A 20936-nucleotide genomic window follows, 5' to 3' on the forward strand; every position below is an offset into this window, starting at 1 on the left:
AGTGTTCTCCTGCGGTCGGGCAATCGTGACCCAATCCGCCCTTTTCCGCTCGATTGGATCACTAGGCGGTTCGTTTCAGCGCAAAATGGATCACGTATGGGACAATGAGGTCAACGCCAATCGTCACCCATACCTACTAATCGACGCTATCATCTCCGTTGTCGAGGCGACCGGCCCTTGCCAATAGAGGCAGGGGCAGCTAAAAATGGCTCACGAATGGATCATTATGAGGTCGGGCATGACGCTGGAGAACATCCGGGATCGCGCCGCCGAGCGGGTCGACGCGGTGCTCGCGTTCATCGAGCGCGGGATCGCGGAGGGCACTTGGCAGCCGGGCGACAAGCTGCCGACGGAGCGCGAGCTGGAGCGGATGTTCGGCCTGTCAAGAAACACGCTTCGCAAGACGCTCAAGCCGCTCGAGGACAGCGGCCGGATCGTCCGGCACGTCGGCCGTGGCTCCTTCGTGGGGACCACGAAGCCGGCGTCCGCACCCGAAGGTGAGAGCCTGCTCCGGCGCATTGTCGGAGCGAGCCCCGCCGAGGTGATGGAGGTCCGGCTCATGCTTGAGCCGCACGCTGCGGAACTGGCGGCCGGGCGGGCGAACGCCGAGGACCTGCGTCTGCTGGAGGAATGCCTGGCACGCTCGGAGGCGGCCGGGGATGTGCCCGAGTTCGAGCACTGGGATGGCAGGCTCCACGTCACCATCGTCGGGGCGACGAAGAACGGCCTCCTGATGGACCTCTACGAAGCGATCAACGACGTCCGCCGACAAGCCGAGTGGGGCAAGCTCAAGGCCCGGACCGTCACGACGGAACGGCGAAAGGTCTACATGGAGCAGCACCGGAGGATAGTCACGGCCCTTCGCGACCGTGACCCGGACGAGGCTCGTAGAAGCCTGCGTGAGCACCTTGAGGTCGTGCGGGCCAATCTTCTGGGCGGGTGATCGCGGGTACGCTCCGGCCACGTCGCCAGGCCGACACGGTATCGGCCGAGGACATGTTGGCAGAGGCCCCCACATCACTCCGAAGGGATGATCCTGGAAATGCTTTGCGCCCTGTGCCTGGTGGCCACGGCCTTGCTCCTGGTCCCACAGCTTGCCTTGGGCGTGAGCCCAAAGGCATCTCCGCCGCCTCTCGCTCGCAGCCCGCTGCTCTCGCGCGACGCAATGACGGATTGGTGCGCCTCGGGGCAATCCGCGGCCCCGACGTGCCGCAGCGCGATCCTGCAGGCATACGACAGCCTGCTCCTCGGCTATTCGGACGGGCTCTCAAAACCGCTGCAGCAGTTCTGCGATCTCCCCACGGACCCCGAGGTCATCGTGGAGAGGGTGATGGACTATCGAGGACGGAATGTCGAAACGGGCATCCCGTTTGTCCTGTCGCTCACATCGGTGGTCGATAACATCCTGCACACGCAGTACCGGTGCCCGCAGTAGCTCCTCTCCATGGGCAATGCTGGCTAGAACGCGCCGCACCATGCGACCAACCGCGCAGTCCCTCTCACCCGGCTTCCGATGCAGGCTCGAGGCGCAACCAGGAAGGCTTTGCCGATGCTCGGATGGCTGAACCGTCTTCTGACCTCGGCCTTCGGGAACACCGGCCGGGATCCTGAAGAGCGCGAGCCTCTGTCCTGCACCTATGTCGCGTCGCTGAGCAAGTTGCTCGCGGACGGGCTGATCCCCGCTCGCACCTGGGTCTGGGCTCTGCGGGCGCGGCCTGCCTCGGTCTGCGGGCGCGGCGGCGGCTATGCCGTCGCGAGTTGGCCTCGCCAGGCGGACCTAACGGATCCGGATAGCTAGCCTGATAGACGATCGTCGCGTGATGCGCTCCCCGTAGGCGAGCGAAGCCAGCCCACGCGATCCGGGAAGCGCCGTCATCCGCACCATGCCGCATGGTGGGCCTTGAACGAAGCCCACGATCCGCTACGGTGAAACCCGTTGAATCCGGGGTGCCCGCATCTGCGGGCTGAGATCACACCCGCGAACCTGATCTGGGTCATTCCAGCGAAGGGAGTATTCCGGTGATCCCGAACATCCTGACCATTGCCGGGTCCGATCCCAGCGGCGGAGCCGGGATCCAGGCCGGCCTGAAGACCATCTCGGCCTGCGGCGCCTACGGCGCCGCGGTCATCACAGCCCTAACCGCCCAGAACACCCGCGCCGTCACAGGGGTCCACGAGGTCCCGCCGGAGTTCGTCGCACTCCAGATCGACACCGTGTTCGCCGACCTCCGCATCGACGCGGTCACGATCGGCATGGTCGCGAACGCCACCCTGGCTTCCGTAATCGGAAAGCGCCTGCGGCAGCACGGCGCCCGCGCCGTCGTCCTGGACCCGGTCATGGTGGCTAAGAGCGGCGATCGACTGCTCGCGCCCGACGCCGTCGAGGCGGTCCGGCAATTTCTGCTCCCCATGGCCATGCTGATCACACCGAACCTGCCAGAGGCTGCCGTCCTGCTTGGGAGCGAGCCGCCAACGGATTTGGAGGGGATGCGTGAGACCTGCCGCGCGCTGCACCGGCTGGGCCCCGCAAACGTCCTGCTCAAGGGTGGACATCTCGGCGGCGAGACAAGTCCCGATGTGCTCTTTGACGGATCTGCCTTCACCACCTTCGAGGCTCCGCGCATTCGCACGAAGAACACCCATGGCACCGGTGACACGCTCGCCTCTGCGATCGCCTCTCTGCTGCCGCAAAGGCCCGACATCGCGAGCGCAATCCGCGACGCCAAGACCTACACGTCAGAGGCGATCGCTGCGAGCGGAGAGTTGGACGTCGGGACGGGACATGGCCCCGTCCACCATTTCCACACCTTGTGGTCCGCCTTGCGAGGTGGCTTCAGGGCTTGGTAAAGTCAGCCGGTCACGAATTGGGTGCGGGTTCGTCAAGTCGTGAGATGGTCGTCCGAACGGAGATAGGCGCCCCGCGGTGCGGGCGCGCGGAGACGCCGTTGCGGCCATGACGAGCGTTGAAACCGGTGTTCGATCAGGCCTGATGGCCTGTGTTGCGGTCAATTATGGCCCGGGCCGTAACCTTTGCCGCGTCCCGAGGCGTCATGTCCGAGTGTTCCTCGCACAGCTCAGACACCGCGGCCTGTATGGCGACGACCTCCTCGGCGCCCTCCAGCCGTGCGGTCTCGTAGGTGCTGAGTGCGCTTGCAGCGTCCCGGTCGATCATGTCCACCCTCTTATTGGAGAAACTCAGAATACGCTTGCCTACCGCCGCTCTGCCGGCGCGTCCGCCCCCTCCGCGTCGACGCCGCTGTTGGCAGTGGAGGACAGCATGGTTTCGGCCGACTGCACGGCTGTGGTGCAGCGCCCTTCGTTGCCGTTACGCGCGTAGGTCTCGGCCTCCTCGACGAGACGAAGGACGTCCTGCCGCTGGTCGGGGCTCAGTGCCTGGGGCTCCTCGTGCGCCTGGCTGCTGGGTCCCTTGCCGCCGTCGCGCATCGGCTGCCCGGCTTCGAGGGTCTGCCGGACCGAGCGGATCTGGCTGCGGCAGTCGGCGCCCTGCTCGGCGATCGCCAAGCCGGGCGTGAGGGTCAGTGTTGCCAGCGCAAGTTGCAGGATGCGCATCGGATGACTTCGGACAGGTCTGCGACACGGTCTGGAACAAGCGCTGAAGGTCATTGTCATCATGCGTCACGGAAGGTTCATGGCACAGGCGCGGCCGCCCGGACGCAGGACGAGCCAGAGGCGCGCAGGTCCCAGCCGCAGCTTGCCCGCGCCCGTCCTGTTCTGCCCTTCGCCCGCTCCTGTCATCGGCCCGTACCCGTCAAGAAACGGCAACCCCTCGCACCTAGCCTTCCCCGCTCAACCGGCAAGAGGGCTTGGCCATATGGTTCGATCGCGAAGTCGCGCGCCTTGGTATCGATCGCCGCCAGCTGCTGAAGGGAGCGGCCGGCATGGGCCTGCTGGCCATCACCCCGACGGCTTTCGCAAGCCGCGTCGGGGCCAAGCCCGTCTTCTCGCGCTATCCCTTCTCCCTCGGCGTCGCGTCCGGCGATCCCGCGCCCGACGGCGCTGTCATCTGGACGCGCCTTGCCCCGGAGCCGCTCGAGGAAGGCGGCATGCCCATGAAGGCCGTGGAGGTCGGCTGGGAAGTGGCCTCGGACGAGCGCATGCGCCAGGTCGTCGCCAAGGGCAACGCGATCGCACCGCCGGACCTCGGCCATTCAGCGCATGTCGAGCTGCAGTGCCTGGAGCCCGGCCGCGAGTACTGGTACCGGTCCCGCGCCGGCGACGAGGCCAGCCAGATCGGTCGCTTCGTCACCGCGCCCGCGCCGGGCGCCACGGTCGGCCGGCTCCGCTTCGCCCTGTGCGGCTGCCAGCACGACGAGACCGGCTACTTCAAGGCTTTCAGGCACCTCGCCGCCGAGCGGCCGGACTTCGTCTTCCACACCGGGGATTACATCTACGAGTACCGCGCCGAGGGCGCCGCGCGGCCCGGGCGGGTGCGCCAGCACAACGGCGACGAGATCTACACCCTGGTCGACTACCGGAACCGCTACGCCCTCTACAAATCCGATGCCGACCTGATGGCGGCGCACCACGCTGCGCCGTTTATTGTCACCTGGGACGACCACGAGGTCGACAACAACTGGGCCGGGACCGCCGACCAGGACGGCACCGATCCCCAGCTCTTCCTGCTGCGCCGGGACATGGCCTTCCAGGCTTGGTACGAGAACATGCCAGTCCGGCGCGCGCAGCTGCCCAAGGGGCCGGACCTGCAGCTGTACCGGACCCTTCGCTTCGGCAGCCTGATCGACTTCCATTCCCTGGTCACGCGCCAGTACCGCTCGGACCAGGCCTGCGGCGACCGCAGCTCGCGGGCTGCGCCGAGGCCGCTAATCCGAATCGGACAATCCTCGGCGGTGCGCAGGAGCAGTGGCTGGACCGGCAGCTCGCGGCTGGTCAGGCGACCTGGACGGTGCTCGGGCAGCAGGTTGCGATCTACCAGCGCGACTTCGACGGCGAGCCCGGCGAGCGCAGGGTGAGCATGGGCAAGTGGGATGGCTACCGCGTCTCGCGGGATCGCCTCATGGCATCGTTGAAGGGCCATGGAGTCCGCAACCCGGTCGCGCTGTCGGGCGACGTGCACCTGCACTACGCGTCCGAACTCAAGGAGAGCTACGATGAGCCGGCTTCAGCGACGCTGGGCGTCGAGTTCACGAACACCAGCATCTCGTCGAATAGCGACGGCAGTGAGGTGGCAGAGGGTTGGGAGGACGCCAAGGCCGACCGCCCGCACATCAAGTACCATTTAGCCCGGCGCGGCTATGTCGCCTTTGATGTGACGCCGACGCGCTGGGATGCGCGCTTCGTGGTGCTCGACAAGGTCTCGGAGCCGGGCGCGCCGGGGCGCACCGGCGGCGCGCCGGTCGCTGAGGCGGGAAAGGCTGCGCTCAACGTGGCGCGGGGCCAGATCTAGATGCAGGGGCACGCGAGGGGAGGGAGCCCCCTGGGCGTCGCCGGAGGCGACATTGCCTGTCCCCTGGTTGGGAGCCGCGCGAACGCACGGGCTCGGGCGCGAGCATCAGGAGGCGCGGGTTTCCAACAGGTGATCCCGTGCTTCCTCGGCCCTCTGCATGGAGGAGAGATCGCTGCAAGGCACCGCTCCCGCGAAGAGGAAGCCCTGCATCTGATTGCATCCGGACCGTGCCAGGAACTCCAGCTGCTCCGAGGTCTCGACGCCTTCGGCCGTGACCTGGACGCCCATGGACTGGCCCATGGTGATGATGGCCTGCACGATCGAGGACGAGTTGTCCGAGCTGCCGAGATGGCGCACGAATGACTGGTCGATCTTGATCTTGTCCACCTGGAAGCGTCGAAGGTAGCTGAGGCTCGAATAGCCGGTCCCGAAATCGTCGAGCGCGATCCGGAACCCGGCGGCGCGCAGCCGCATCAGGGCGCCATGGCAGGCGGCGTTCTCGTCGAGCAGGGCGCGTTCCGTGATCTCGAGCTCGATGCGCCGCGGGCTGACACCGTGCAGCGTCACCGTTCCCATGAGACGTTCGTAAAGGTCGTCCGTGAAGAACTGCGCGGGCGACAGGTTCACGGCGACCGGCACGTCCGGCAGCGTGGGCAGGGCGCGGCATGTCTGATCCAGGACCCACTGGTCGAGCCTCACCGAAAGGCCGCACTCCTCGGCCACCGGCAGGAACCTGGACGGCGGCAGCATGCCCAGGACCGGATGGTCCCACCGGATCAGCGCCTCGAGGCCCGTCAGCGTCCGCCCATCCCGCGACATCAGGGGCTGATAGTGAACCAGCAGCCCTTCGCCGGTATCAAGGGCGGCCCTCAGCTCGGCCTCTATCCTTCCGCGCTCCAGCACCGATGCGTCCATGCCCTCGGCGAAGATGCAGTACCGGTCCCGGCCTTCGGCCTTGGCGCGGTAGAGTGCGATGTCCGCCTTGCGCATGAGGTCGGATCCGTCGATGCCCGTATCCGGCGCGAGCGCCACGCCGATGGTGACGCCGACATTCGCGCGCATGCCGCGCGAGAATGCGAAGGGCTGATGCGCGCATTCGAGGATGCGTCGGCACAAGCCCTCGACATCGTCCAGGTCGCGGATGCCGATCTGGATGATTGCGAACTCGTCGCCACCGAGCCGCGCGACCAGGTCGCCCCGCCGGACGAGGGCGGAGAGCCGGGCCGCGAACTCCCGGATCAGCTCGTCTCCCGCCTGGTGCCCCAGCGTGTCGTTGACCTGCTTGAAGCGGTCGAGGTCCAAGAGCAGGAGCGCGAACCTCGTCTCGTCCCTCGGGGCGGACCGCCGGACCCGGGCGACGGCCTGCTCGAGCCTCTCCGCCAGAAGCGCCCGGTTGGGCTGCCCGGTCAGGACATCGTGCAGCGCGAGGTGCTGGGCGTGGGCCTCGCTCGCGCGGAGCTCGCCGGAGGCCTTCCACAGCACGCGGACGAGGAGAAGCATGATCCCGACGACGCCGACCGCCGTCAGCGCGTAGAGCGGCAGGATCCTGTGCAGGATCTGGGCTCCTGGAGCTTCGGGCCGCCACAGCAGGTATCCTATCGGCTTCTCTGCATCCATCAGGGACAGGACCCTCTCCCCCTCCCGGGCGTCCGGCACGACGGAGAAGCGGGCGCCGTCCATGAGATCCCTCGTGCGGAGATCCTCAAGGAAGGACCCGTCCAGGAAGCGCACAGCGACCAGCAGGCTCTCCTCTCCCGCTACTGGCGACGGACCGTCGTCGCCGTAGGGGACGACCCGCATGATGCTGGCCACGGCCGGTCGCCCGCCGACACGCGTCAGCCGCGTCGCGTGCACGGCCCGGCCGGTCGACTTTCGCTCCTTGTGGTCCGCAAGAGAGCCGAACAGGCGCACCTCCGCCACCAGCCCGGCCAAGTCGGCTCGCACGGCGGCATACCGCTGGGGATCGGTCTGGACACCGTCCTCCATCACATAGACGGCCTGGTTGACCGCGTTGAGGACGTAGAGCCGGTCATGCCCGAACATCTGGTGCAGCCACACGCCCAGATTTTCGTCGATCCAGGCGATGTCCAGGCCCTCGGCACTGGTGCGGGTCACGGCATCGTCCCACACGGCCACGACCTCGAGCTCGTGCGCCATCTCGGTGAGGACATGAGCGAGGTTGTGGTTGGCGACCCGGATCTGCCGGGCGATCGATGCGTCGTTGCTCTCCCGCGCCGCCCGAACGATGCCGTAGGCCGTGAAACCGAGCACCATTGCCGTCACGACCATGATGGGCGCGGCGATCTTCATCGAGAAACGCCACCCGCCGGGACGGAGAACTGTCTGTAGAGCGGACATGCAGGGGGAGAGGGCCGGGTGATGATTGCCGCGGGATCTTCACCCAAAAGAACTAAAACTCCCTTGCTCGCCCCGGCGGCCCGGGGCGGCGATGGCGGAAAAGGCGTCTGCGCTCCTGGCCGAGATTCTCGGAACGCCCTCGATCGCGGCCGGAACGATGGCTTCGTCGCCGCTTGCCGGTGCTCCGGCGGACATCTGTACAGCCGGTCACACGAATGTCATGGCCATGACCGGCATCGATAGCCGCCCGGCGGCGCTGCGGCGATACACCGCGCATTCCTGAAGGATAAGTGGAGACTCCATCTTCGCACTGCAGCAATTTCAAAGGATCGAGCGATGCAACCCTGCATAGAAGCTGGATAGTTTGAGGCATCGAATCCAAAGTAGATGATGTTCATCATCGTAGAGGACGGATTTCTTGTATACTAAAGGAGAGGGCTGTCCGCTTTTTGTCTCTTACGTGAGGCGGGGTCTGCGGGGTGATATGCGCCTCGCCTTGGAACGAGGAGGTTTCATTCAAAGAAGTCCTTTGAAGCACGCCTGACTTTCTCTGATTCCCACCGACTTTTCGCTCCTGCCCACAGGGCAGCGGAGTCGTGGGGACATGCCGCAAATTCCCACCCCCCTCGCGGCATGCCGAGGTCCTCACGCAACTGACCCCCGGAAATCCCGAACGGCGCGATTCAACTCGCGACGAAAGCGAACGCGTCCGTCCGCGGCAACCGGCCCGCAGAGGAAACAATTAAAATGGCTGATCTCTACGTCTCGACGAGTGGTTCGGACAGCGGTTCCGGGACTTCGTCCTCACCCTTCCGCACGATCGCCAAGGCTTCGCAGATGGCCCAGCCCGGGACGACTGTGCATGTCGCGCCCGGTACCTACGAGGGCGGCTTCTCGACCTCGAAGAGCGGCACCGCCTCCGCCCCCATCACCTATGTCTCGGACGTGAAGTGGGGCGCCAAGATCGTCCCGCCCGGCAACTCGGGCAACGGCGTCGCCTGGAACAACCGCGGCGACTACGTGCACATCGAAGGTTTTGAGGTCGATGGCACGAACCACAAGTCCGGCACGCCGTGGAACTTCGGCATCTACACCACCGGCACCGGCTCGGTGGTCGAGGACAACAAGGTCCACGATATCGCCACCCGGGTCGGCAATGGCGGCTCCAGCGGCGGTGCCGGCATCGAGGGCGACGGCTATTACGGCGACACCAACATCAAGCTGCTGAACAACGTCGTCTACGACATCGGCGCGGGCGTCGGCTCCAGCGGCACCATCCAGGGCATCTATCACACCACGACCGGCGAGGTGTCCGGCAACACCGTCCACAACGTCGCGGCAGCGGGCATCAGCCTGTGGCACGATGCCCGGAACATCGAGGTCTCCGGCAACACGGTTCACGATTCCGACTTCGGGATCTGGGTCGGTGGTGGCGACTACGTCACGGGCGATGGTCCCGCGGACAACATCCGGGTGAGCGACAACGTCATCTACGACAACGCCAGATATGGCATCGCCGAAGGTGGAGACACCGGCCGGAACAATGTCTATGTGAACAACGACGTCTCCCAGAACGGCACCGACTGGCGCCTTCAGAACGGCCTGAAGCCGACCAGCACGGAACCCTCCGAGACCAGGGCCGATCCCGCCGAGGACATCGACGGCGCGGCCCGCGACGAGGGCTCCACGACCAATGCAGGCAACGCCGCGGAGGACCTGGATCAGGACTCGAAGGAGGCCCAGAGCCAGGATCAGGCCCAGGACGAGGATCAGGCCCAGCCCCGGGATGGGGATCAGGCCCAGGACGAGGGCCAGGACCAGCCTCCTTCGACGGAGGCCGGGGACGACGGCGTGGCCGCGGGTGGCGAGGACGACGACGTCATCGACACGCGTGCGGATGTGGGCGACGGTACGGGGGATAGCGATTCCGACGGCCTCGTCGAGGCCCGGGATGGGGACGGCGGCCGGAACGCCGACCTCGAAGTCAATGACCCCGCAGATCAGGGGGCGCCCAGGCTCTTCGAGGGCTTCAGTGGAGTGGCCAAGCTGGTCAAGTCCGGCGACGTCTGGACCATCGAACTCCCCGACGGACACGGGACGTTCGAGCTCGACGGGTTCTCCGGGCTGAGCAACGCGGATATCCACTTCATCGGATAGCTTCCGCGGCGTTTTCGCTGGGGGGAGCGTCGCCGGCCCTTGCGGCCGGCGACGCTTCGTCATGCCCGGTCGATTTCCCGCCAGGGCGCTGCCCGATCTGCAAGTTCCGCATCACCACGGAGCGAGAAAAGTCGCCGCCGACGCCCATGCTCATCCCGAAACTGGAGTATTAATGGAGACGCCAGTTTTGAGGGCAATGAAGTTCCTGCGAGCAGACCTGAGGAGTCTGAGGGGCTGTCCGAAGATGGCCGCCGTCTAGTGTGCACGTACCGAGTTGCAATCATGAAAAATGCAGATATCCACTTTATGTCAGAACCTATGACCCGTTTTTGACTCTATCCGTCAGGGGTAATCTGTTCGATACATACGGCGCCTCGGCTTGGAGAGCGGCGCCTCGAACTACCCGTTCATATGCGCCGAACCTTTCCGTGCCGGCCGAAACCTCCCTCTGCGGAGGAGACGGTTCCGCGACGGACGTGCCACCGGTCTCCAACCCCGGCGGCATGCCGAGGTCCGCACGCAACTGAAGACCGGCTGCTGTAGACGGCATGATTTCGCGTCGACCGCGAACCCGTCCGCCGCGCCCGGCCCGCACAGGAAACGATTGCAAATGGCTGATCTCTACGTCTCGACGAGTGGTTCGGACAGCGGTTCCGGGACGTCGTCCTCGCCTTTCCGCACGATCGCTAAGGCCGCGCAGGCGGCCCAGCCCGGGACGACTGTGCATGTCGCGCCCGGCACCTACGAGGGCGGCTTCTCGACCTCGAAGAGCGGCACCGCCTCCGCCCCCATTACCTTCGTCTCGGACGTGAAGTGGGGCGCCAAGATCGTCCCGCCGGCCAGCTCGGGCAACGGCGTCGCCTGGAACAACAGCGGCGACTACGTGCACATCAAGGGCTTCGAGGTCGACGGCACGAACCACAAGTCCGGCACGCCGTGGAACTTCGGCATCTACACCACCGGCACCGGCTCGGTGGTCGAGGGCAACAAGGTCCATGATATCGCCACCCGGGTTGGCACCGGCGGCTCCAGCGGCGGCGCCGGCATCGAGGGCGACGGCTATTACGGCGACACCAACATCAAGCTGCTGAACAACGTCGTCTACGACATCGGCGCGGGCGTCGGCTCCAGCGGCACCATCCAGGGCATCTATCACACCACGACCGGCGAAGTGTCGGGCAACCTGATCCACAACGTCGCGGCAGCGGGCATCAGCCTGTGGCACGATCCCCGGAACATCGACGTCGTCAACAACACCGTGTTCCAGTCCGACATGGGCATCTGGGTCGGTGCGGGCGACCACGTGACGGGCTCGGCCCCGGCCGACAACATCCGCGTGCTCAACAACCTCGTCTACGACAACGCCCGCTACGGCATCGTCGAGGGCGGCCAGACCGGCACGAACAACGTCTACGACAACAACCTCGTCTATGACAGCGGCACGAACTGGCGGCTGCAGAACGGATTGAAGCACACGGACACGATCACGGCCGATCCGAAGTTCGTGAACTACAAGGCCGATGGGTCGGGCGACTATCATCTCGCCACCGGGTCTCCGGCGATCAACACGGGCACCAGCACCAAGCTGACCTCGACGGATCTCGACGGCCAGGCCCGCGTCCAGGGCTCGGCACCCGATATCGGCGCCTACGAGTACAAGGCGACCACCCAGGCGCCGACGCCGACGCCGACGCCGACGCCCACCCCCAGCCCCACGCCGACCCCGGCGCCGACCACGTCCGTTCCGACGACCGCCCCCAAGGGCAGCTGGTCGGAGACTCCCACCGCCACGAAGGCGATCGACGGGACCGTCAACAACGAGACGCTGTATGGCACCAGCGCGAACGAAATCCTCGGCGGCAACGGCGGGGACGACAAGATGGTCGGGGGCGGCGGCCACGATACCTACGTCGTCAGCAGCTACGGCGACACGATCGTCGAGTACGGCAGTGGCGGCGTCGACGTGGTGCACCAGTACGTGAAGACCTATACCCTGCCGGCGAACGTCAACAACCTGATCGTCAAGATCAACTACGGCGCGACGGCGACCGGCAACTCCGCCGACAACATCATCACGGGCGGCACCGGCAACGACGTCATCAACGGCGGCGGCGGGCGCGACAAGACGATCGGCGGCGGCGGCTACGACACCTTCGTGCTCCGCAAGGGCCAGGCACACGGCGATCTGATCACCGACTTCAATGGCAATGGTGACCAGGCCGGCGACGTGCTCCGCCTCGAGGGCTACGGCACGGGCGCCAAGCTGGTCCATGCCGGGGACGTGTGGACGATCCAGTACAGCGGCGGCCAGGAGACCTTCGAGATCGACGGTGTCACCAGCCTCCACGGCACGGACGTTCTCTACGCCTGATGACATCCCGGGACGTCGGCCTTCCCGCAAGGGAGCCGACGGATCCGAAACGATAGAAACGCCGGCGGTCCCCGTGACCGCCGGCGTTTCGTCATGAGCGACACCCAACCTTCTTCCAGGCTCCACCGCCGTCTCCGGATCCGGGGTCGTGACGATCGGCGCTGTGCGGGAGCGCGCCAGGGTCCTTTCGGTGCTGTCCGGCAATCATCGATCCTGGAAGTCCGTAGCGTCTTTCCGTATTATCTTTTTCTTTTCTGTCGTGCCGGGTGATTAAGATCACCAAGCGAGCGATCCGCCGCAGCACCGCCGTGCAGCGGCCCGCCCAGTTCGAAAGGAGCCAGGGGCCGGGGACCGCATAGGAGAGAACGCCCGCGCCGAAGCAGCCGCCTGCGACGCGGACATGCCTGCGAACGACGGCAGGGCGAGAAAGGGACGCCGACATGCGACGCAGCCGGTTCAGCGTGGAGCGGATGAAGGAGATCCTGCGCGAACAGGAAAGCGGTGCGACCGTCGGCGAAATCTGCCGCCGGCACGGCATCAGCGAGTCGACCTTCTACAATTGGAAGCAGCGGCTCGGAAACCACCGGACGGTGGAGGCGCGACGATTGAAGGCGCTCAAGGAGGAGAATGCGCGCCTGAAGAGGCTGCTGGCCGAGGCGATGCTCGAGAACGCAAGGCTGAAGGACCATAAGCACTGAAGCCGATGCCGTTTTCCCTGCCTCCCGGCCCGCCGCTTCATCGGGCGGGCCGCTCCGGAGCGCTCGCGGGATGTCGAGGCTTCAGCAGCGAGGACAGGACCGCGCCTTGCGGAAGAACCCGGCAGAGCAGGCGATCCAGGACGTGCAATGCGTCGTTCACGACCTCCAGCCCAGTAGGCTCGCTCCTAGCCAGCAGCCTGGCCGACCCGAAGTTGAGGCATCCGAAGGCCGCCATCCTGACCTCGTATCCGGCCAGAGCGGCCACGAAGGCTTCGGGGCGGAAATACGTCCACCTGTTCCGCCCGGCGCCGAAGCGCTTGCGAAGCCGATCGACGGCGCCGACATGGCCGTTGTCGAGGGTGATGATGCTCCCTCCGCGGGTGAGGTGGCCCGCGATCCCGCCCACGGCCGCCGCAAGGGCGCCGTAGTCGTCGTCCCGGCAGAGCCCGCCCAGCACCGACTTCATCACGATGAGGTCGTATTCGCCGGGGATGTCCCGCGCGTCGATCTCGACCAGCGGAACGGGCGGAAGGGCGTATTTCTCGGACACGGCCAGCAGGCGGCCGTTCCGCACCGCCTCCTCCGGAACGCCATAATAGGAGCACGTCGTCTCGGCCCCCATGGCCGCAAAGATCGGGGCCAGACACGACTCCCGCCCGGCCCCCAGTTCCAGCACCCTCGCGCCCGCAAGGTCCGCAGGCAGCCACGTCAGGGCGAACTCGGCGGCATCGGCCCAGACCTTCCTGTTCCAGCCGCAGCAATCCTCGACGAGCGCGCGAAACCGCCCCGCTCCATCGGGCGTTTTCCTTTTGGCCCGCGGATCGGCTTTGCGCGTGGGGCCCGATCCCGGGGCCCGCCCGGATCCAGCGATGGCGCGAACATCCATATCTCTCGGTCCTGTCTCCCGCGGTCGCCCGCCCTGTCGGCGTAATGCCGGTCCAACGGCTTCTTATTGGCCCTTGATTGCCAATAAGATCATCTTTACGGACCGATAACAACAAGATACCTTTTCGCCAGAAATCTTTTCGTCCGCCCACTCGCGGGCCAGGCAACCGGCAGCAGAGGGAACACATGGATCGCATCGAGACGATCGGGCGCAGGCCTCAGGACGCCATTGCCCCAACGGAAAGGCGCGCCGCCGCAACCTCCGCCGATGTCGAGGACCTGCTCCGCAAGTTCAGGGAGCGCGAGGCGCGCATCGGCGTCGTCGGCCTCGGCTATGTCGGCCTGCCCCTGTCCCTGGCGGCATGCGAGGCGGGATACAGCGTCGTCGGCTTCGACATCAACGAACAGGTGGTCGAGGAGCTCAATGGCGCGCATAGCCCGTTCCCGCATATCGCAGCGGAGCGGATCCAGGCCGCACGCAAGGATGACCGGTTCGTCGCGACCGGCAACGGCCCGCTCCTCGGCGAGGTCGATGCCATCCTGATCTGCGTTCCGACGCCGCTCGGCCCGCACCGTGAGCCCGACCTGTCCTTCGTCGTCGCGACGGCCGAGACCGTGGCCCAGCATCTGCGGCCGGGCCAGCTCGTGGTCCTCGAATCGACGACCTATCCCGGCACCACGCGCGAGGTGGTGAAGCCCATTCTGGAGGCGACCGGGCTGCGCTCGGGCATCGATTTCTTCCTGGCCTATTCGCCCGAGCGCGAGGATCCCGGCAATCTCGACTTCCAGACCTCGCGCATTCCGAAGGTCGTCGCAGGCGACGGCGAGGCCGCGTTGCGCCTGGCCTCGACGATGTACCAGCAATTCGTCATCAGCACCGTGCCGGTCTCCTCGCCGGAGACGGCCGAGGCGGTCAAGCTGACTGAGAACGTCTTCCGTGCGGTGAACATCGCGCTGGTCAACGAGCTGAAGACCGTCTACGGCGCTATTGGCGTCGACATCTTCGAGGTCGTCGACGCCGCCAGCACAAAGCCCTTCGGCTACATGCCCTTCTATCCCGGTCCCGGCCTGGGAGGGCACTGCATCCCCATCGACCCCTTCTACCTGACCTGGAAGGCCCGGGAGCTCGGCATATCCACCCGCTTCATCGAGCTCGCGGGGGAGGTCAACACGAGCATGCCGCGCTATGTCGTGGACCGGCTGCGCGAGGAGCTGGACCGCCGATACGCGAAGGCGCTCTCGGGAGCCCGCATCCTGGTGGTCGGCATCGCCTACAAGAAGAACGTCGCCGACCTGCGGGAAAGCCCCGCCCTGACGATCATGGAGCTTCTGGATGCGCTCGGCGCGCGGGTCGACTACCACGATCCCCATTTCCCGATGATTCCCCCGACGCGTCGGCATGCGGCGCTCGCCGGCAAGGCCGTCATTCCGCTCGAGCCCTGCTATCTCGCCCGGTATGACGCGGTCGTGATCGTCACGGACCATGACGAGGTCGACTACCTGACGCTCCTGCGGTACTCGAAACTGGTCGTCGACACCCGGAACGTCGTGGCGGGCCTTGCCGGCCCCGAGCACGCAAGCGTGGTGGTCAAGGCATGACGTCGCCCCGGACGGACGGGGCCGCGGCCCCGCGCGTCGCCGTGGTCGGATGCGGCTACTGGGGACGCAACCTGGTCAGGAACTTTCACGAACTCGGCGCCCTCGCCGCGGTGTCCGAGGCCGATCCCCAGCGCGCCGCCGAGCTGGAAGGCCGTTTCGGCGTCCCGTCGCTTGCCTTCGAGGATGTCCTGCTGCGGCCGGACATCGAGGGCGTCGCGATCGCGACGCCGGCAGGCAGCCATGCGGCCCTGGCGCTGCGCGCGCTCGATGCCGGGAAGCACGTCTTCGTCGAGAAGCCCCTGGCGCTGAAGGTCGAGGATGCGGAACGCGTGCGCTCCGCGGCGAAGGCGCGCGACCGGGTCGTCATGGTCGGGCATCTCCTGCGATACCACCCGGCATTCATCGAACTGCACCGGCAGGTCGCCGAGGGTAGGCTCGGCAGGCTCCGGTACATCTACTCGAACCGTCTGAACCTCGGCCGCTTCCGCCGCGAGGAGGACGTGTTCTGGAGCTTCGCCCCCCACGACCTGTCCATGATCATCGCGCTGGCCGGCACGGAACCGGACCGGGTCGAATCCGTCGGCTGCGGCTATCTGCACGAGACGATCGCGGACGTCACCACGACCCACCTGCGGTTTCCCGGCGGCCTGAACGCCCACATCTTCGTGTCCTGGCTGCACCCCTTCAAGGAGCAGAAGCTCGTCGTCGTCGGCGAGGAGGGCATGGCCGTCTTCGACGACCGCGCGCCCTGGCCGGGAAAGCTGGTGCTGTACCCCCACCGCATCGCCTGGCGCGGCGGCGCCCCCGAGCCGGTTCCCGCCGACGCGCAGCCCGTCGCGATCGAGCCGACCGAGCCGCTGCGCATGGAATGCCTGCACTTCCTCGATTGCGCGCGCGAGAACCGCAGGCCCGTCACGGATCTCCGCGACGGGATCGGCGTCCTGCGCGTCCTGGATGCGGCCCGGCGATCGCTCGGGACCGGCGGGCCGGTGTCTCTGATGCAAGATGCCGCGGGGGCACCCTATTTCGTGCATCCCTCCTCCTTCGTGGACGAGGAATGCAGCATCGGCCCCGGCACGCGGATCTGGCACTTCAGCCACATCCTCCCGGGCTCCCGGATCGGCCGGGACTGCACCATCGGCCAGAACGTCGCGATCGGACCGGACGTCACCGTCGGCGACGGCTGCAAGATCCAGAACAACGTCAGCCTCTACAAGGGCGTGCGGCTCGGCGACGGGGTGTTCTGCGGGCCGTCCTGCGTCTTCACGAACGTGAACACGCCCCGGGCCGAGGTGGACCGCAAGGCGGACTTCCGCCCGACGCCGGTCGGGCGCGGGGCGACGATCGGCGCGAACGCGACGGTCGTCTGCGGCCACAGCCTGGGAGACTACTGCTTCGTCGCGGCCGGCGCGGTGGTCACGCGCGACGTGCCCGCCCACGCGCTCGTCGCAGGCAATCCGGCACGGCAGATCGGCTGGGTCAGCCACGCCGGGGAGCGCCTGGGGGAGGATCTCGTCTGCCCGCGCACCGGAGCCCGCTACGAGATCGACGGAGAAGGACGGCTCGTCGAGGCCACCGAGGTCAGGAGGATCGCATGAACCAGGCAAGCGCGCCGACGGCCCGGCCTCCGGCAGAGCGGCGTATCGACCTGATCGACCTCGCGCGGCAGCAGGCGCCGATCCGGGCCCGGATCGAGGCCGCGATCGCCCGCATTCTCGATCACGGCCACTACATCATGGGACCGGAGGTGGCGGAGCTCGAGCGCAGGCTCGCCGCCTTCTCCGGGGCGCGCCACGCCGTCTCATGCGCCAGCGGCACCGATGCCCTGGTGATGGCGCTGATGGCCCTGGGGCTGCGCCCGGGCGATGCCGTCGTGGTTCCGAGCTTCACCTTCTGCGCGACGGCCGAGGCGGTCATGCTGCTCGGCGGCGTCCCGATCCTCGCGGATGTCCGGGAAGATACCTTCAATCTGGATCCGGCCAGCCTCAAGGAGGCCGTGCTCACCGCCCGCGCCCAGGGGCTTCCCCTGCGCGGCGTCATAACGGTCGACCTGTTCGGGCAGCCCTGCGACTACGGCGCGATCGAGCCCATCGTCCGCGAGAGCGGGTGCTGGCTGGTCTGCGATGCGGCCCAGGCCTTCGGAGCCGAATGGAATGGCCGGAAGGTCGGAACCATCGGCGACATCACCACGACGAGCTTCTTCCCGGCCAAGCCGCTCGGCTGCTACGGGGACGGCGGCGCCCTGTTCACCGAGCACGACGAGACCGCGGAGATCCTGCGCTCCCTGCGCGTCCACGGGCAGGGCCAGGACAAGTACGACAATGTCCGCATCGGCCTGAACGGCCGCCTCGACACGATCCAGGCGGCGATCCTGATCGAGAAGCTCGCGGTGTTCGAGGCCGAGATCGCCGCGCGGAACCGCGTCGCGGTCCGATACGGGAAGCTTCTGCCCCCCGGGCTGATCTGCCCGGTCCTGGCTGCGGGCGCCACCTCCGTCTGGGCGCAGTTCACGGTGCGCACGCCCGACCGCGACGCTCTGCTGGGCCGCCTCCGGGCCCAGGGGCTGCCGGCTGCCGTCTACTATGCCCGGCCTCTCCACAGGCAGCAGGCCTACCGGCACTGCCCTTGTGCGAGCGAGGATCTCCCAACGAGCGATCGCCTCGCGGGCAGCGTGCTGAGCCTGCCGATGCATCCCTACGTGACGGCCGAGGAGCAGGCCCACGTCGCGGATGCCCTCGGGGCGTCCTCCCGCGAGCTCCGCGGGGCGGCCGAATGACCGGCTGCGCTCCGCCCCGGGCGGCACCTTGAGGGGCGTGCCGGCATGACCTCGGACGCCCACCTCCTCGACAGACGGCCCGGCGGGAGCGGCGGGGCGATCCGCATGCCGCTCCTGTCCGATCTCGTGTCGATCGAGGCAGTGTTCGTCCTTTTCATCTTCGCCGGCCGCTACAAGGCGCTTCCGGAGCTGCAGATCTTTCCGGTCGACCTCACCGTCGCCTTCATGCTGGCGACCCTGGGCCTCGTGGCGCTGGCCGTCGCGGCGGGCACCTTGCGCCTGCCGCCGCAGGACACGCAGACACTGCTGATGGGCGCCTTCGCCGGCGTCGTCTGCACGAGCGTGTTCTGGTCCAGCCTGGAATGGGCGAACACGGACAAGATCTGGCGCTTCGTCCTGCTGACGCTGCCGACGTTCTACATTGCGCTGATGCTCGGCCGCGACGTCGTGCGCAGGCGGCGCCTGCTCCGCCTGATCATCTGGTTCAGCATCGCGCTCCTCGCCTACTACATGGTCCACCGCTGGGTGCTCGGGACGACCGGCGTGGACGCGCCGACCGGGCGGTTCGCAGGCAACAACTACCTCGAGTACGGCGCGCACGCGAACATCCTGTTCATCGCCTGCCTGTCCGTCGCGCTGGCCGGAGCCCGCGGAGGGGCCGGGCCCGCCGTCGCGGGCGCGTGCCTCTCGATGTTCCTCCTCCTGGCGATCGGGGGGCGGGGACCCCTCGTGTTCGCTCTTCTCGCAGTGCCGCTGGCGGTGCTCGGCCTGATCCTGCGCCTGCACACGAACCTGCTGCGCCTGAGGCGCGTCCTGGTTCTCGCCGCGGTGCTCTGCGGCCTCGGCGGGGTGGCCTATGGGGTCGTCCTGCACCTCGGCGAGCAGAACGAGGCGTCCAGCCAGATGCTCACGCTGCAGCGGGCGCAGCTTCAGCTCTCCCATGAAGGGACCTATTCCCTGGATGTTCGCGGCCAGGCCCGCGGCTACGCGTTCCGGCAGTGGCTGGAGAGACCGATCTTCGGCTGGGGCATCGGGGAGTTCCGGGTCCAGCACAGCCTGGACTATCCCCACAACCTGCTGCTCGAGCTCCTGATGGAGGTCGGGCTGGCGGGCGCCTTCCTGTTCTTCGCGGTCTGCGTGGCCGGCCTCGGGCGCTGTGCCGCCGCGGCCCGGCAGGGAATGGACGACTGGACCGTCGCGACGATCGCGCTGCTCTACGTCACGGAGCTGCTGTCCCACCTGACGGTCCAGGGCTACCTCGGCGACGACCGGATCTTCTTCGCCTATCTCGGCCTCGCCCTTTGCCTGCCCGGCGGTGCCGGGCGGCCGCACGCCCATCCATCCATGAGGGCATGGACATGAGGATCCTGCTGATCAACCACTATGCCGGATCGGACAGCCTGGGGATGGAGTACCGGCCCTTCTATCTCGCGCGCGAATGGAAGGCATTGGGCTATGCGACGACGATCCTGGGCGCTGATTTCTCGCATCTGCGCCATCACCAGCCGGACATCCATGCCGATCTCGAGGCGACAGAGGAGGAGGGAGTCCGGTTCCGGTGGATCCGCACGCCGCCCTATGCGGGCAACGGGATGGCCCGGGTCGCCAACATGCTCGGCTTCGCCGGGAAGCTGCTGTTCCATGCCGGGCGCATCGCCCGCGAGGAGAAGCCCGACATCGTCGTCTGCTCCTCGACCTATCCGCTCGACATCCACGGCGGCGCCCGCATCGCCCGGAACTGCGGCGCACGCCTCGTCTTCGAGGTCCACGACCTCTGGCCGCTCACCCCGATGCTTCTCGGCGGCTATGGGCGCGCGCATCCCTACGTGATGCTGCTCCAGCACGCCGAGGACTACGCCTACCGCCATGCCGACACGGTCGTCTCGATCATTCCGAACACGCGCGATTACATGATCGGCCGGGGGCTGGAGCCCAGGAAGTTCGCGCATGTCCCGAACGGCATCGTGACATCGCACGCGCCGGCCGGCGGCCTTTCGTCCGGCGTGGCGGACAGCATCGAACGCGAAAGGACCCGCGGGCGCTTCCTGGTCGGCTATGCCGGCGGGCTCAACACCGCCGACGCCGTCGAATACCTCGTCGAGGCTGCGCTGCGCCTCTCGGGCAGCGGCGTATCGCTCCTGATCGTGGGGGACGGGCCCAAGGCACGGCAGCTGCGCGAGCAGGCCGCGGGAGCCGACAGCATCCATCTGCTGGGCCGGATCCCGAAGACGGCCGTGCCGGATTTCCTCTCGCGCATGGACGTCCTCGCCCTGTCCTGGCACCGAAGCCCGCTCTACCGGTTCGGAATGTCGCCGAACAAGGTCTTCGACTACATGCATGCCGGAAAGCCGATCGTGCAGGCCTGCGAGGCCGGCAACGACCTGCCCGCCGCGGCGGAATGTGGCGTCACCGTCCCGCCGGAGGACGCAGCCGCCCTGGCATGCGAGATCCTGCGCATGCGCGATCTGCCACAGCCGGAACGCCAGAGGCTCGGCGAGAACGGGCGCCGCTTCGTCCTCCAGAACCATGACTACCGAGTCCTGGCGCGCCGCTTCCTCGATGTGGTGGCCGCCTCCCGCGTGCCCGAAGCCGCCGGGACCGGAAGTCTCGCGCCAACGGCGGGGGGCTGATCGGAAGGAGGGCAGGCGCCGTCGGGTTTTGAAGGGC

17 protein-coding genes, 2 pseudogenes and 1 riboswitch are annotated in these 20936 nt (G+C 67.2%); of the genes and pseudogenes, 15 read left to right on the plus strand and 4 right to left on the minus strand.

The features are described 5' to 3' along the window. Positions 1-238: 238 nt before the first annotated feature. The 4 genes from JUB13_RS27945 to thiD all read left to right on the plus strand — a co-directional run bounded on the left by JUB13_RS27945 (position 239) and on the right by thiD (position 2847). Positions 239-943, plus strand: coding sequence for a FadR/GntR family transcriptional regulator (locus JUB13_RS27945; protein WP_236025279.1), 705 nt, complete (start codon positions 239-241; stop codon positions 941-943). 87 nt (positions 944-1030) lie between these two features. Continuing rightward, entirely contained in the window at positions 1031-1435 is a 405-nt protein-coding gene (locus tag JUB13_RS27950) for a hypothetical protein (protein ID WP_207485245.1), read from the plus strand. A 114-nt stretch (positions 1436-1549) separates the two neighbouring features. Further along, positions 1550-1798, plus strand: a complete 249-nt coding sequence (locus JUB13_RS27955) for a hypothetical protein (RefSeq protein ID WP_207485247.1) — start codon at positions 1550-1552, stop codon at positions 1796-1798. Positions 1799-1933: 135 nt separating this feature from the next. Next, positions 1934-2029, plus strand: a riboswitch (TPP riboswitch). After that, the gene (gene thiD, locus JUB13_RS27960) at positions 2020-2847 is read left to right on the plus strand and encodes a bifunctional hydroxymethylpyrimidine kinase/phosphomethylpyrimidine kinase (RefSeq protein WP_207485249.1); all 828 of its coding nucleotides are present in this window, start codon (positions 2020-2022) and stop codon (positions 2845-2847) included. It overlaps the preceding riboswitch by 10 nt. A gap of 133 nt (positions 2848-2980) precedes the next feature. On the opposite strand, the gene JUB13_RS27965 is transcribed toward thiD, so the two are convergent. Together JUB13_RS27965 and JUB13_RS27970 are read right to left on the minus strand one after the other, a co-directional pair. Next, positions 2981-3172 (minus strand): hypothetical protein, encoded by a 192-nt coding sequence (locus JUB13_RS27965; RefSeq protein WP_207485251.1) that lies wholly within the window; start codon positions 3170-3172, stop codon positions 2981-2983. 38 nt (positions 3173-3210) lie between these two features. Then, a complete protein-coding gene (locus JUB13_RS27970; RefSeq protein WP_207485253.1) occupies positions 3211-3570 on the minus strand; it encodes a hypothetical protein in 360 nt (119 codons plus the stop codon). A gap of 329 nt (positions 3571-3899) precedes the next feature. Here JUB13_RS27970 and JUB13_RS32290 point away from each other — a divergent pair. Together JUB13_RS32290 and JUB13_RS32295 are read left to right on the plus strand one after the other, a co-directional pair. After that, positions 3900-4805, plus strand: a pseudogene (locus JUB13_RS32290) (alkaline phosphatase D family protein); the annotation flags it as partial. Positions 4806-4858: 53 nt separating this feature from the next. Next, the gene (locus JUB13_RS32295) at positions 4859-5425 is read left to right on the plus strand and encodes an alkaline phosphatase D family protein (protein WP_407928184.1); all 567 of its coding nucleotides are present in this window, start codon (positions 4859-4861) and stop codon (positions 5423-5425) included. A 105-nt stretch (positions 5426-5530) separates the two neighbouring features. Here JUB13_RS32295 and JUB13_RS27985 read toward each other — a convergent pair whose 3' ends face one another. Further along, on the minus strand, positions 5531-7735 hold the full coding sequence (locus tag JUB13_RS27985) for a putative bifunctional diguanylate cyclase/phosphodiesterase (RefSeq protein ID WP_207485257.1): 2205 nt from the start codon (positions 7733-7735) through the stop codon (positions 5531-5533). Positions 7736-7874: 139 nt separating this feature from the next. Between JUB13_RS27985 and JUB13_RS27990 the strand changes: the two genes are divergently transcribed. From JUB13_RS27990 to tnpA, 4 genes and pseudogenes are all read left to right on the plus strand, one after another. Continuing rightward, entirely contained in the window at positions 7875-8066 is a 192-nt protein-coding gene (locus JUB13_RS27990) for a hypothetical protein (protein ID WP_207485259.1), read from the plus strand. A 464-nt stretch (positions 8067-8530) separates the two neighbouring features. After that, a complete protein-coding gene (locus JUB13_RS27995; RefSeq protein WP_207485261.1) occupies positions 8531-9940 on the plus strand; it encodes a right-handed parallel beta-helix repeat-containing protein in 1410 nt (469 codons plus the stop codon). Between the two features lie 610 nt (positions 9941-10550). Then, positions 10551-12311, plus strand: coding sequence for a choice-of-anchor Q domain-containing protein (locus JUB13_RS28000; RefSeq protein ID WP_207485263.1), 1761 nt, complete (start codon positions 10551-10553; stop codon positions 12309-12311). 440 nt (positions 12312-12751) lie between these two features. Next, positions 12752-12997, plus strand: a pseudogene (tnpA, locus tag JUB13_RS28005) (IS66 family insertion sequence element accessory protein TnpA); the annotation flags it as partial. Positions 12998-13046: 49 nt separating this feature from the next. Here the strand turns inward: tnpA and JUB13_RS28010 are convergent. Further along, positions 13047-13583: a hypothetical protein gene (locus JUB13_RS28010; protein ID WP_207485267.1), complete on the minus strand. Its 537-nt coding sequence runs from the start codon at positions 13581-13583 to the stop codon at positions 13047-13049. Positions 13584-14080: 497 nt separating this feature from the next. Here JUB13_RS28010 and JUB13_RS28015 point away from each other — a divergent pair, with 497 nt between their 5' ends. The 5 genes from JUB13_RS28015 to JUB13_RS28035 are packed head-to-tail and all read left to right on the plus strand — an operon-like array spanning position 14081 to position 20899. Next, positions 14081-15493: a nucleotide sugar dehydrogenase gene (locus JUB13_RS28015; protein WP_207485269.1), complete on the plus strand. Its 1413-nt coding sequence runs from the start codon at positions 14081-14083 to the stop codon at positions 15491-15493. Then, complete coding sequence (locus tag JUB13_RS32155) at positions 15490-17091, plus strand: Gfo/Idh/MocA family oxidoreductase (RefSeq protein ID WP_207485271.1); 1602 nt, start codon at positions 15490-15492, stop codon at positions 17089-17091. The genes JUB13_RS28015 and JUB13_RS32155 overlap by 4 nt, the downstream gene beginning before the upstream one ends. Next, on the plus strand, positions 17088-18269 hold the full coding sequence (locus tag JUB13_RS28025) for a DegT/DnrJ/EryC1/StrS family aminotransferase (RefSeq protein WP_207485273.1): 1182 nt from the start codon (positions 17088-17090) through the stop codon (positions 18267-18269). Before JUB13_RS32155 ends, JUB13_RS28025 begins: the two co-directional genes overlap by 4 nt. 45 nt (positions 18270-18314) lie before the next feature. Further along, the gene (locus JUB13_RS28030) at positions 18315-19631 is read left to right on the plus strand and encodes an O-antigen ligase family protein (protein ID WP_207485275.1); all 1317 of its coding nucleotides are present in this window, start codon (positions 18315-18317) and stop codon (positions 19629-19631) included. After that, entirely contained in the window at positions 19628-20899 is a 1272-nt protein-coding gene (locus JUB13_RS28035) for a glycosyltransferase family 4 protein (RefSeq protein ID WP_207485277.1), read from the plus strand. The genes JUB13_RS28030 and JUB13_RS28035 overlap by 4 nt, the downstream gene beginning before the upstream one ends. Positions 20900-20936: the final 37 nt, after the last annotated feature.

This window comes from Arenibaculum pallidiluteum (assembly GCF_017355985.1).
Classification (GTDB): Bacteria; Pseudomonadota; Alphaproteobacteria; order Azospirillales; family Azospirillaceae; genus Arenibaculum; species Arenibaculum pallidiluteum.